Source organism: Alcanivorax sp. REN37 (assembly GCF_041102775.1).
GTDB classification, from domain to species: domain Bacteria; phylum Pseudomonadota; class Gammaproteobacteria; order Pseudomonadales; family Alcanivoracaceae; genus Isoalcanivorax; species Isoalcanivorax beigongshangi.
This window is the reverse complement of the sequence record NZ_JBGCUO010000001.1, coordinates 1,227,242-1,240,364: the sequence shown is the minus strand read 5'-3', so window position 1 is coordinate 1,240,364 and position 13,123 is coordinate 1,227,242. Positions and strand designations below refer to the sequence as shown.

Sequence of the window (13,123 nt, the reverse complement as noted above, 5' to 3'; positions counted from 1 at the left end):
CACCGCCCCGCCATAAAGCACCGGTATAAGGGTGCCACATTTCCATGGAGATCCGATGATGCGACACAGTGTGCTGGTCGTGGGTGGCATGGCCGCTTTGACCCTGACTGCCTGCGGCGGCGGCAGTAACAATGGCGGGTCCGGCCCGACTCCCACGGCACCGATCGCGGCCGAGATCAGTGTGGTGGGGCTGGGCCGGGTGGCCACATTGGACCGCTCGCTGGTCTGCGCCCATGGCGACTGCGGCAGCACCCTGCCGGCACCACAGACGGTCGCCGCTGAGGCGGGTGACGGACAGCGATTCAGTCATTGGTCAGACGCTGATTGTGGCAGCGAGCTGACCTGCACCTTGGGCGACCAAGCACTGACGGCGGTGTTTGAACCGCTGCCGGCCCAGGTACCCAGCGGACAATGGCTGGGCGGTGATCTGCATGTGCATACCGACCACTCTTCCGACGGCAGCATGCCGCGCCAAACCTTTGGTGATGCCATGCCCGGCAACGTGTCGGTGGCGGACCAGATCGGCCAGGCGCTCAAGTCCGGCCTCGATTTCCTGTCGCTCACCGATCACCGCACCCATGACCAGCACTACGACCCGCTGTGGGAATCCCCGGCGCTGCTGCTGATCCGCGGCGAGGAAGCCAACGGCAAGCCCCACTCCACCGTGCACGGCGCGGTGGACATGCTGACCCAACCAGCGGTGCAGCCGGGGCGCGATGAGCGGGCGCGGCTTCAACAATCAATCTGGGATGCGCACAGCCAGAACGCGATCTGGGTCTCGGCGCATCCGGAAAAAGATCTGATGCATGACAATGGCGAACTGCGCGACCTGGCCGATGCGGTAGGCGTGGATCTGGTGGAAACCTGGAACAACGCCAAAAAGCCGGATCAAGCGATTGATTACGCCGAGAACCGCTGGAATGCCGGCTACCGGTTCTCGGTGGCGGGCGCCAGTGACAACCATTTCCGTGAGCTATGGCTGACCCACGGACCCGGCTCACCGACCACCCGTGTACATGCCGACGCCGCCAACCAGCAGGGTTTGCTCCACGCCATGCAGCGTGGCCATACCCACATCGGCCATAACGCCAGCGGTCCGTTCGTCACGCTGGATGCGGATTTTGGTGACGGCTATACGGTACAGGCCGGCGACGAAGCGGTGCTGCCCGCCGGCACCCGCGGCACGTTGCGGCTACGGCTGGAAGGCGCCAAAGGCCAGCGGGTGCTGGTTTACCGCAGTCCCGGCCGCAGTGCCGGCGCGGTCACCACCCTGCGCCCCAGCAAGGATTACGAGGTGCACCATATCGAGGTGGAAAGCAGTGACGCACCGCAATGGTACCGGGTGGAAGTGCGCAGCCCGCTGAACCAGCTGCGCGGCCTCAGCGCGCCCTTGTTTGTCGGCCCGGCCCCGGTGCAACCGCAAACGCCGTGGCTGCCCGCCACCAGTGATGCCGCCGACGGCGCCAATTGGGTGCTAGGCGCGGACGGCGCTTTCACCGGCTTTCCCGACGCCGCCGCTAGCGACGGCATCTTGCACGTGGTGGCCGAGCAGCACCACGCTGACGGCACCCGCGTGCTTTACCAACGCCGCGATACGCATGGCAGTTGGCAACCGCAGCCACTGGCAGTTTCCGGCACTGATCGGCAGCCACGCTTTGCCCGTATTGCCGCCCGCGGCCAGCAGGTGGCCGTGGTGTGGCAGGAAATCACCGAAGCGCGTCCGCTGCGGTCAGTGATCCGGTTACGTCAATCCGACGACGGTGGCCGCAGTTGGGGCGCAGCAGAAACTGTGCACAGCGTCGCCGGCCGCGCCGAGCACCCGGTGGTGGCGCTGCACCCGCAGGGCCAGGTGCTGCTGGCTTGGCAGCAGATTCAAGCCGGTGACGCCTTTGATATTTGGTTCCTCGATCGCCAACAAGGACAGGCGGAGAACCTCAGCGCCGAAGGCAAGATCACCCGCCCGGCGGAGCGCCTCGATAGCCGTTCGTCCCGTTACCCGGCGTCGCTCTGGCCGACCTTGGCGGTGAGCGAGAACGGCGACGTGGCAGTTGGCTGGCAGGACAACCGCACTGATCCTGATCCGTTGTGGACCGGTACCGCTGGCGTCGGCGAAGGCACCAACCCCGACAACTGGCAGATCCAGCTGCGCCGCCGCACTACCGAGGGCGACTGGCAGCCGATACTGTCCGTGGGCGCCGACGATGCCGCCGACCAGCATCCGAGTCTCGCCTACAGCGGCGCGGGCGACCTGCTATTGGCCTGGAACCACAAACCGCTGAAGAGCTCCGGCGCCAGCTTCCGGGTGGCCACCGCCCGCATTCAAGGCGATGCCATTCAGCTGCTGCCGCCATTGGACGATCACCCTGCCCCGCAGCAGCGTCCGCGCCTGGGCGCTGCCGAGGACGGCAGCCCGCAGCTCGTTTGGTATCACGGCGGTGCCGACGATTGGCGTTGGAAGTTGGCCAGCAGCCGCTGGCAGGATGGGGAGTGGAGCGCCGCACGCTGGCATGATGGGCCCGGCAACAACAGCTGGCCGGTGGTGGCCGGCAACGACACTGTGTTCGTATCCAGCCGTGATGCGCGCCGTCTGCAACGCGACCCCACTCACCAGATCATGGTGATGCCACTGACCGGCGAACCGCACTGAACGCGAGCGCCCGGGGCAACCGGGCGCCTTGATCAGATCAGGAAACTGGCCGCTGACACGGTCACCAGCGACAGCAAGATGCCGAGCCCAACCATGCGGTTGGACAGCGACGGCGCCAGGCCGTGTTGCTGGGCCAAGATGCCCGCGGTGATCATCGGCGCCATCGCCGCCTGCAATACACTCACCTCACCGATCAGCGCCGGTACGCCCCAGGCCACCACCAGTGCCCACACTGCCAATGGGGCCAGCAGCAGTTTCCACAGCAGCCCCCAGAACAGCGGCTCCGCATCATGCCCAGGCCGGCTGAAGCGTAGCTGCATACCCACCGAGAACAGTGCCAGCGGCGTCAAAGTACCGCCGAGCCGAGAGAGCACCTGATCGCTCCACTCCGGCAACCCGCCCACCGCGCGAATCACCAGCGCCAGCATCAGTGCCAAGAACGCCGGGAATTTGAGCACCCGCAGGAACAGTGCACTGATCGGCATTGATTGACCGGCATAGCGGGCCGCCACGAATACCCCGGCGGTAGACAGCGCCAGGAACGAACCAAGCTGATCGGCGATCACCGCAATGCCGAGCGCGTCGTGGCCGCGCAGCGCTTCGATCAGCGGATAGCCGACAAACGAGGTATTACCGAGACCGGCGGTGAGCACCAGCGCGCCGACTTGGCTGCGGCTCCAGCCACGCAGCCGGCCGAGCAGCTCAATCAGCACCCAAGCGCCAATGAACACCAGCCACATGGCCGCACCGGGGAACAGCAGGTCTGCCGACCACTCCAGCTTCACCACCTGTACCAACACCATCGCCGGCAGCGCGATGTGCAGCACCCACCAATTCAGCGAAGCCGCCAAGCCTTCGGGGTGGGCGACACGGGCAGTGAGCATGCCCGCTCCCAAACAGATGATGACCAGCCAAAGAGCGTCCACAACGAAGAGGTCCCGGGGAAGTTGAATCAACAGATACCGGCCGCACTAGGGCCGGCGATGGTAGTCAGCGTCATACCGAAGCCGATGCGCGCTAGTGTAACATTGCCGCCGCGCGCGCCGCCTCCGTGGCGATGCACTCACCTGTCGCTGACCGGAGACTGACCGCCGCCATGCCTGCCCGCCGTGCCTCCACCAACCATTTAACTTGGCTGCTGTGCCTAGCCTGCGCGATGATGGCGCTGGCCGGATGCTCGCTGCCGCCGCTGGTGGACCGCGAGGCCGGCTATCGCCTGGACGACGCCGACGTGGAGGCCACCTTGATCCATCAAGCGCTGCAGCCCCTGACCGCCCGCCATCCCGGCTTGTCCGGTATCCATCCGCTGGCCGATCCGTTGGATGCGTTCGCTGCTCGCATGCTGCTGGCGCAGACTGCGCAGGCGTCGCTGGATGTGCAGTATTACATCTGGCACCGCGACACCACCGGGTTGATGCTGCTCAATGCGCTGGAAGATGCCGCCGACCGTGGCGTACGGGTGCGACTGCTGCTGGATGACAACGGCATTCGCAATCTTGACCAGATTCTCAGCGAGTTGGACAACCACCCCAACATGCAGGTGCGGCTGTTCAACCCGTTCCCGATGCGGCGCATGAAACCACTCGGCTTTGTCACCGACTTCCGCCGCCTCAATCGGCGCATGCACAACAAGTCATTCACCGCCGATCAGCGCGTCACCATCGTCGGTGGCCGCAATGTCGGTGATGAATATTTTGGCGCCACCGACTCGGTGCTGTTCTCCGACCTCGATGTGGTGGCGGTCGGCCCGATCGTCGATGCCATGACTGACGATTTCGACCGCTACTGGAACAGCGCCTCGGCCTACCCGATCGATCAAGTGGTGGCGCCGTCCAGCGCACAACGCGCCGCAGCACTGGAACGCGCCACCCGCGAACACCTCGATCCGCACAGCGCCTCCCAATACCTCGATCACCTGGAGAACACCGCCTTCATTCGCGGCATCCTCAGCGAAGAGCTAGAGGTGGAATGGGCAGACACTTTCATCGTCAGTGACAACCCGGCCAAAGTGCTGGGCGATGTGCCGGAGCAAGACTTGCTGATCGGCTCGTTGCTGTCGCTGGGCGGCGAACCGGAAAAGACCTTGGATTTGGTATCGCCCTACTTCGTGCCTACCCAGATGGGCGTTGACGCGCTGGCATCACTGACGCGCCGCGGGGTACGCGTGCGGGTGCTGACCAATGCGCTGGAAAGTACCGACGTGGCCGCCGTGCATGCCGGCTATTCGAAGTACCGTAAGCAGCTGCTGGAAGAAGGGGTGGAGCTGTGGGAGCTGCGCCTGATCGGTGCCGAGGATGCCAAACGGCCCGCCGGCCTCGGTCCGTTCGGCAGTTCCGGCTCTAGCCTGCATGCCAAAACGTTTGCGGTGGACGGGCATCATGTGTTCGTCGGCTCGTTCAACTTCGATCCCCGTTCAGCACGACTCAATACCGAGCTTGGCTTCGTCATCAGCAGCCAGAAACTGGCCAATGATCTGGCTCTGGCATTCGACACTGCGATGCCGGTGCGCGCCTACCGCGTGCATGTAGACGAACACGGCAAGTTGTACTGGACCACCATCGAGAACGGCGAGACGGTGCGCTACGACCGCGAACCGGGCACCGGCATGATCCAGCGCGCGCTGGTGAAGTTCCTCACTTGGCTGCCAATTGAAGGGCTGCTCTGACGGCCGAGTCTTTGAAAACCTGGTGGGGGACCGGCCACTGATGGCCGGCCCGATTCAGGACTCAGCTTGCTTCAGGCGCTGCTGGAACATGGCCAGCCCTGGCCCCGCCATTGGCACGGTATTGCGGTAATCCACCGGCTCGCGGCAATGGGAGCACACCATCAGCGGCGTGAAGCGGTGACCGCAGCTGCTGTGGTGGAACTCCAGCGGCGCACCGTGGCCGCCATCCAACCACTTGTCTCCCCACGCGTTGAGCGCCTGCATCACCGGGTACAAATCACGTCCCATGTCGGTGAGCCGGTACTCGTGGCGCAGCGGCCGCTCCATGTACGGCACTTTATGCAATACGCCATCCTCCACCAGCCGGCTCAGGCGGTCGGACAGCACATGGCGGGTCACGCCCAAGTGCGTTTGGAAATCATCAAAGCGGCGCATCCCCATGAACAGGCTGCGCAGCACCATCAGTGTCCAGCGATCACCCAGCAGTGCCAGGCTGCGTGCCATCGAACAGGGCAACGCGCCTACTTCGTCCCACTTCATAGTTCCCTCCATTGACCATGGCGCAAGCCTACTGCGACGGCTCAGCCCTTCCAAGTTCTATTTAGGAACTTACTATTCGAGCAGAACCGTGACATCAAGCAATGTCACTGTTAATTAATTCTGGAGTGGCCCATGACCCCATCCGAATTCGTCACCTCAGGCGCTGTGAACTTAGCGGTCTATCGCTGGCAAAATGACGATGCCGAACGACCGGTGGTGGTCCTGATCCACGGTTATCCAGATAACGCCAGCATTTGGGAGCCGTTGGCGACGCAATTGGCGGAAGACTTTACCGTGATCGCCTATGACACCCGCGGTGCGGGGCTGTCATCAGCGCCGAGCGGCATCGAGTCCTACGCCGCGCCGCATCTGGTGAGTGACCTCGCGGCGGTGATATATGCTGTCAGCCCACAACAGCCGGTGCATTTGGTGGCCTATGACTGGGGTGCGCTGCCGGCCTGGGAAGCCGTGGCAAGAGCCGACTTCGATGGCCGCATCGCCTCGCTGACCACCGCAGCTCCTTCCGCCGACCAGCTTGGGCAATGGTTTCGAGGCCGCCTTACCTCCCGCTCCCCAGTTCGCTTCCTGCAGGGGCTGCGGCAAGTGGCAGCCTCGTCTTACATGCTGCTGTTCCAGTTGCCGAAGCTGCCGGAAATGACCTGGCGCCTGGGTCTTGGCAGGCACTGGCCGCGTTTCGTGAATCTAGTAGAAGGTACCGAAGCGCCGGCGCACCCGAATCAAACCGCCGACGGCATTCAGGGCCTTAATCTCTATCGCGCCAACCTGCGGCGCCTGCTGCGACCGCACGTGCAACCGGTACCCACCGCTGTGCCGGTGCAACTGTTGCTGCTGCAACGCGACCGTTTTCTACCCATCCACCTGTTTGAAAACCTTGAACAGTCGGCCAGCAACCTGCGCCGCACTCAGATTGATGCCGGTCACTGGGCGATGCTGTCCCATACCCGCCAACTCGCCAACGCCATTACCCCCTTCGTCACATCCATCGAGGACACCTGACCATGACCACTACCGCTTCGGACGCCGCTTCCAGCGCCCCGCATAATGTGATTGCCCGCGAGGTGCAATTCGACTGGGAACAAGCACCATTGCATTGGCTGCAGGACGACCCGTTCGCCAGCCATGCCATCAATGAATTCAGCTACCTGTTAATGCAGGGTGAGAAGTTCTTCTGCCGTGTGTTCCGTGAAGCCTTACCACTGGTGGAGGAAGGCAAACTGCGTGATGACGTGCAAGCCTTCATTCGTCAGGAAGCTATTCACAGCCGCGCCCACCACGATTCCATCGAGGGCTACCTCAAGCGACTGGGGATCGACGGCGGTGACTTCCAACGCAACAACGAGCTGCTGTTTGATCGCATGCTATCGCGCAAGCCATTTGGCATTACGTTGCCACGCCGGCTGGAGCGTCAATGGTTGGTAATGCGCATCGGCATGGTCGCGGCCATCGAACACTTCACCTCCGCGCTGGGCGTCTATGTGCTCGACGCTGACTGGGAGCGCAGCGGCGCCGACCCGGTGGTGGCCGACCTGTTCCGCTGGCATGGGGCGGAAGAAATTGAGCACCGCACCGTGGCCTACGACCTGTACCGCTACCTTGGCGGCAGCTGGCCGCTGCGCAGCCTGCTGATGGCACTGGTGTTGCCCACGTTGACCGGGCGCATGGCCGCCGGCACCGCCGAATTGATGCGGCAAGATCCCACTTTCAGTGCTCGCGATACCCGTTTGGGACGGCTGGGTTTCTGGCGCCTGTGGCAGCAATCCGATCGGCGCGGCAATGTGCCGGATGTTGCGTGGTTCATCGCGCGCTCACTGCGCTTCTTCGCGCGCGGGTACGAGCCGCTGCATGAGGCAGATACCGCGCAAGCCCTGGCCTACATCAACAACTCGCCGGCGGTACTAGCCAACCGCGTGTGAAACGGCCACCAAAGGAGCCACCAACAGCATGACGCAAACAGTTTCGCCCAGAGACTGTGCCGTAGTGATCGGCACCGGTACCCGCAGCGGTCTCGGTGGCGCGCTGTGCGCGCGCTTCCATGCACAAGGCTTGGCGGTGTACGCCGCCGGTCGCAGCCGCGAGAAAATTGAACACACCGCACGGGAGATCGACCCAAGCGGCCAGCGGGTGACAGCAGTAGTGATGGAAGCCGCCGAGCCGGCAGATGTCAGCGCCCTGTTTGCACGCATTGCCGCCGATGGCCGCATTCCTAAAGTGGTGGTATTCAACGCTGCTGAACGCAACATCCCGATGTCGATGCTCAACACCACCCCGGAGCAGTTAGAGCAGGTGTGGCGCAGCAACTGTTTTGCCGGCGCACTGGTCGGCCAGGAAGCACTGCGGCGAATGCTGCCACAAGCGGAAGGGACGCTGATCTTCACCGGCGCCAGCGGTTCCCTGCGTGGCCGCGCACGCTTTGCCGCATTTGCTTCGGCCAAGGCCGGATTGCGGGCATTGGCGCAATCCATGGCGCGCGAGTTCGGCCCCAAAGGCATCCATGTGGCCCACGTCATTATTGATGGGGTGGTCAACGGCGACCGTGCTGGCAAGTTTGCCGCCGGGCTCGGCAAAGCCTATCTCATCAGCCGTGGCAACGATGGCTCACTGCACCCAGACGCGGTGGCCGAAAGCTATTGGCAACTGCACCTGCAACATCGCAGCGCCTGGACCCACGAGTTGGATCTGCGCCCGTTCAAGGAATCGTTCTGACCAGTTTGCTGATGTCGTCAGCACTGGGCGGTGCCCCCCCCATTTGGAGTGATCTGATGAGTGACGCTAAACAGAAATCCGCCCAAACGGTCTGGATGATCTACGGCGCTTATGGCTACAGCGGCGAACTGATTGCCCGCGAAGCGGTGCGCCGCGGCCAGCGGCCGGTGCTGGCCGGCCGCGATGCCGCCAAGACCCGCCAGCTGGCCTCCAAGTTAGGGCTGCAAGCAGTAAGCTTTGAGCTCGATAACGTGCAGCAGGCTGCTGGGCACATCAAAGGCATGGATTTGGTTATCAACTGCGCGGGACCGTTCTCGGTCACCGCCCGCCCGATGATGAATGCGTGTATCGCCGCCAAGGCCCACTATTTAGATATCACTGGCGAAATCGACGTGTTCGAGCTGAGCCAAAGCCTTGGCGAACTGGCCGCCAAAGCCGGTGTAGTGCTGTGCTCCGGCTGCGGCTTCGACGTGATCCCCACCGACTGTGTAGCGGTGGCGTTGAAAGAAGCCATACCCGACGCCACTCATTTGTCACTGGGCTTTTCCGGCAGTACTCGGCTGTCCCCCGGCACCGCCAAGACCACAGTCGAAGGCATGGCCATGGGCGGCAAAATCCGCCGGGACGGCAAGCTGGAAACCGTACCGATGGCGCACCACAGTCGCCTCATTGATTACGGCCGCGGCCCGCAGACCTCAGTCGCCATTCCCTGGGGGGATGTATCCTCCGCCTTCCATAGCACCGGCATTGCCAATATTACCGTCTATGTACCCGGCAACCGCGCCATGATTGCCGGCGCCCGTTTGGCGCATTACCTGCGTCCAGTGCTGGCGCTGACGCCGGTACAAAAGCTGCTGAAAGCCGGCGTCGGCAAGTTCATCAAAGGCCCCAATCAACAAGAGCGCGATGCCATGCCGACACTGGTATGGGGCGAAGCCAGCAATGGTCGTGGTCGGAACAAGACTGCACGCATCAAAACTGCCAACGGTTACAGCGTGACCAGCACCGGCTCACTGGCAGTGATCGAATTCCTACTGACACACCAACCCGCCGGTGGCGCTTACACCCCTGCCAGCCTGGTCGGCCACGAACTGGTTACACAATTGCCGGGCTCAGGGCCGATGAACATCAGCTGAATCAGGGTGCGCCGACAGCGAGGCGGCGCCCCCCTTGCCCCGTAAGTCCCAAAACTTCGGGGCACAGGACGGAGACCACCGGAACTGCTCATGGCAGCGCTCCCGTCCTGCTTTTTACTGCCACCCACGATGCCGTCGCCTGACTGAACCACAGCAACCCTGTCGACGCTTACCTACCGACCCCCACCTTGCTCTCCATGGAGCGCACCCAGCGGCTTTGCTATGCTCTCGCCTCTTCGACCCGCCGCCCGTCTCGTGGCTGCAATGACGCCATCCGGCGTCGCTCTCGCCACATCGCCATTTTCTCGAGGATCGATTCCAGCATGTCGCACACCGATTTGAGCGCCCACACCCCGATGATGCAGCAATACCTGCGCATCAAGGCGGAGCACCCGCACCAGATGGTGTTTTACCGCATGGGGGATTTCTACGAGCTGTTCTTCGGTGATGCGGAAAAAGCGGCGCGATTGCTGGATATTACGTTGACTTCGCGCGGCCAATCCGGCGGCCAGCCGATCCCGATGGCGGGGGTGCCTTACCATGCCGCCGAGGGCTATCTAGCCCGCCTGGTCCGGCTGGGTGAATCCGTGGCCATCTGCGAACAGATCGGTGATCCCGCCACGTCCAAGGGGCCGGTGGAGCGCAAGGTGGTACGCATCGTCACGCCCGGCACGGTGTCCGATGAAGCGTTGCTGGATGATCGCCGCGACACACTACTGTGCGCATTGGTGCAGGACGGCGACTACTTCGGCGCCGCCAGCCTTGATGTGGCAGCCGGCCACTTCGTGGTCACCGAAGTAAAAGGCGAGGAAAGCCTGCTCGGCCTGATCGAGCGTTGGCAGCCGGCCGAGTTACTATTCAGCGAAGCTGCCCTACTGCCGGAAAGCCTGCGTCAGCGCCCCGGCGCTCGTCCGCGCCCGATCTGGGAGTTCGACGCCGAGACCGCACAGCGCCAATTGTGCGCTCAATTCCAGACCCACGACCTGAGCGGCTTCGGCAGTCCGCCAGCGCGACAAGTGGCCGCCGCCGGCTGCCTGTTGCAATACGCGCGCGACACCCAACGCACCGACCTGCCCCACCTACGCGGCCTGCGCCGCGAGGATGCCCAATCCGGCATCCAGCTCGACGCCGCCACTCGCCGCAACTTGGAACTGCTGCAGACGTTGGATGGCAAGGACACCCACACATTAGCCTGGGTGCTCGACAGCACCGTCACTGCTATGGGCGCGCGCCTGTTGCGCCGCTGGCTGAGCCAGCCGCTGCGTGACCGCGCTCGGCTTGGGCTGCGTCAGCAGCGCGTTGCCCGGCTGCGGGAAGGCTGGCTGTTCGAGTCACTGCGGCGGGTGCTGGAAGACATCGGCGACGTGGAGCGCATCCTCGGCCGCGTGGCGCTCGGCTCTGCCCGTCCGCGCGACCTCACTCGCCTCGGCCAAAGCTTGCACGCGCTGCCGCACCTGCATTCGCTGTTGGCCGATGACGATGCCGTGCTCGCACCACTCAAGGCATCGCTAACGCTGTTCCCGGAAGAAGCTGACCTGCTCGAGCGCGCGCTGATCGACAACCCGCCGATGCTGATCCGCGATGGTGGCGTGATCGCTCCCGGCTACCACGCCGAACTGGACGAGCTGCGCGCCATCAGCCGCGATGCCGGTGAAGTACTGGAAGACATCGAAAAGCGCGAGCGCAGTCGCACCGGCCTCTCCACACTTCGGGTGAAGTACAACCGCGTGCATGGCTACTACATCGAACTGTCACGTCGTGAGGCCGAGCAAGCACCGGCGGACTATGTCCGCCGCCAGACCATGAAGAACGCCGAGCGCTTCATCACGCCGGAACTAAAAGTATTCGAGGACAAGGCACTGTCCGCCAGCAGCCGCGCACTGGCGCTGGAAAAGTCGCTGTACGAGGACCTGCTGGCCCAGTTGGGCCAGCGCCTCGGCCTGTTGCAGGAAAGCGCCCAATTGCTGGCTGAGTTGGATGTGCTGTGCTGCTTCGCAGAGCGCGCAGAAACACTCAACTACGTGGCACCGGAACTGGTCGACACGCCGACGCTGGAAATCGTCGAAGGCCGCCACCCGGTGGTGGAGCGGGTGCTGGACGACGCTTTCGTGCCCAACAACCTGCATCTGGATCGCCAGCGCAGCATGTTGATCATCACCGGGCCGAACATGGGCGGTAAATCCACCTACATGCGCCAGACCGCCCTGATCGCGCTGATGGCTCACATCGGCTGCGGGGTGCCGGCCACGCGCGCAGTAATCGGGCCGCTGGACCGCATTTTCACCCGCATCGGCTCTTCCGATGACCTGGCCGGCGGCCGCTCCACCTTCATGGTGGAAATGGCAGAGACCGCCAACATCCTTAACCACGCCACCGCTGAGAGCTTGGTGCTGATGGACGAAATCGGCCGTGGCACCAGCACCTTCGATGGCCTGTCGCTAGCGTGGGCGGCCGCCCATCACTTGGCTCAAGAGATTGGCGCCTACACGCTGTTCGCCACCCACTATTTCGAGCTCACCCAGCTTGCCGACCAACTGCCGAACGTGTTCAACGCCCACCTGTCAGCGGCCGAGCACGGTGACAACATCGTGTTTCTGCACCGGGTCCAGGACGGCCCGGCTAGCCGCAGCTATGGTTTGCAGGTGGCGCAATTGGCGGGGGTGCCGCGCACTGTAATCGAGGATGCCCGGGCGCGACTGGCGGAACTGGAAGCCGGTGCGCCGGTGGCATCCAGCGCCCCGGCACCGCGAGCAGCGGTTACACCACAGCAGGCCGATCTGTTCCCCAGTGGCCCGTCAGCGGTGGAGAAAGCATTGGCTGAAGTCGATCCGGACCAGCTGACCCCACGCGCGGCGCTGGAGCTGCTCTACCGGCTGCGGGCGCAACTGTGAGCGGCCGATTGCGGTTTGCCTGACATGGCGGGAGTGACTACACTAGCGCCCGCTTCAGCATTAGCCCATTTCCGCGAGGACCCAACATGGCCTTCATCGTTGGCGACAACTGTGTCAACTGCAAGCACACCGACTGCGTCGAAGTGTGCCCGGTGGATTGCTTCTACGAGGGCCCGAATTTCCTCGTGATCCATCCGGATGAGTGCATTGATTGCGCGCTCTGCGAGCCCGAATGCCCGGTCAACGCCATCTTCTCTGAAGATGAAGTGCCGGATGACCAGAAGGTGTACATCAAGCTCAACGCCGAACTGGCGGAAGTCTGGCCGAACATCACCGAGATGAAGGACGCCCTTCCTGACGCGGCCGAGTGGGATGGCAAGCCGAACAAGCTTGAGCACCTGATTCGCTGAGTGCCCGACCCAAAAATAAAACGCCCGTCATCGACGGGCGTTTTGCTTTCCGGCAGTGACTGCCGTGAATTCGAGACAAAGAAAAAGGGCGGCATCCTGCCGCCCTTTTT

The 13,123-nt window shown here is 63.5% G+C and carries 10 protein-coding genes; 8 read left to right on the top strand and 2 right to left on the bottom strand.

The window, feature by feature from the left end; genetic code table 11:
* Positions 1–55: 55 nt before the first annotated feature.
* On the top strand, positions 56–2,647 hold the full coding sequence (locus AB5I84_RS05565; protein WP_369454866.1) for a CehA/McbA family metallohydrolase: 2,592 nt from the start codon (positions 56–58) through the stop codon (positions 2,645–2,647).
* Positions 2,648–2,679: 32 nt separating this feature from the next.
* Here the strand turns inward: AB5I84_RS05565 and AB5I84_RS05560 are convergent, their stop codons facing one another.
* On the bottom strand, positions 2,680–3,573 hold the full coding sequence (locus AB5I84_RS05560) for an AEC family transporter (RefSeq protein WP_369454865.1): 894 nt from the start codon (positions 3,571–3,573) through the stop codon (positions 2,680–2,682).
* 170 nt (positions 3,574–3,743) lie between these two features.
* Between AB5I84_RS05560 and AB5I84_RS05555 the strand changes: the two genes are divergently transcribed.
* Complete coding sequence (locus tag AB5I84_RS05555) at positions 3,744–5,312, top strand: phospholipase D family protein (RefSeq protein WP_369454864.1); 1,569 nt, start codon at positions 3,744–3,746, stop codon at positions 5,310–5,312.
* Positions 5,313–5,366: 54 nt separating this feature from the next.
* On the opposite strand, the gene AB5I84_RS05550 is transcribed toward AB5I84_RS05555, so the two are convergent.
* Complete coding sequence (locus AB5I84_RS05550) at positions 5,367–5,852, bottom strand: winged helix-turn-helix transcriptional regulator (protein WP_369454863.1); 486 nt, start codon at positions 5,850–5,852, stop codon at positions 5,367–5,369.
* Positions 5,853–5,984: 132 nt separating this feature from the next.
* Here AB5I84_RS05550 and AB5I84_RS05545 point away from each other — a divergent pair, with 132 nt between their 5' ends.
* From AB5I84_RS05545 to fdxA, 6 genes are all read left to right on the top strand, one after another.
* Positions 5,985–6,869 (top strand): alpha/beta fold hydrolase, encoded by an 885-nt coding sequence (locus AB5I84_RS05545; protein ID WP_369454862.1) that lies wholly within the window; start codon positions 5,985–5,987, stop codon positions 6,867–6,869.
* A 2-nt stretch (positions 6,870–6,871) separates the two neighbouring features.
* On the top strand, positions 6,872–7,786 hold the full coding sequence (locus AB5I84_RS05540; protein WP_369454861.1) for a metal-dependent hydrolase: 915 nt from the start codon (positions 6,872–6,874) through the stop codon (positions 7,784–7,786).
* Between the two features lie 28 nt (positions 7,787–7,814).
* The gene (locus AB5I84_RS05535) at positions 7,815–8,576 is read left to right on the top strand and encodes an SDR family NAD(P)-dependent oxidoreductase (RefSeq protein WP_369454860.1); all 762 of its coding nucleotides are present in this window, start codon (positions 7,815–7,817) and stop codon (positions 8,574–8,576) included.
* 56 nt (positions 8,577–8,632) lie between these two features.
* Positions 8,633–9,712, top strand: a complete 1,080-nt coding sequence (locus tag AB5I84_RS05530) for a saccharopine dehydrogenase family protein (RefSeq protein ID WP_369454859.1) — start codon at positions 8,633–8,635, stop codon at positions 9,710–9,712.
* A 323-nt stretch (positions 9,713–10,035) separates the two neighbouring features.
* Positions 10,036–12,603, top strand: a complete 2,568-nt coding sequence (gene mutS, locus AB5I84_RS05525; protein WP_369454858.1) for a DNA mismatch repair protein MutS — start codon at positions 10,036–10,038, stop codon at positions 12,601–12,603.
* Positions 12,604–12,689: 86 nt separating this feature from the next.
* A complete protein-coding gene (fdxA, locus tag AB5I84_RS05520; RefSeq protein ID WP_369454857.1) occupies positions 12,690–13,013 on the top strand; it encodes a ferredoxin FdxA in 324 nt (107 codons plus the stop codon).
* Positions 13,014–13,123: the final 110 nt, after the last annotated feature.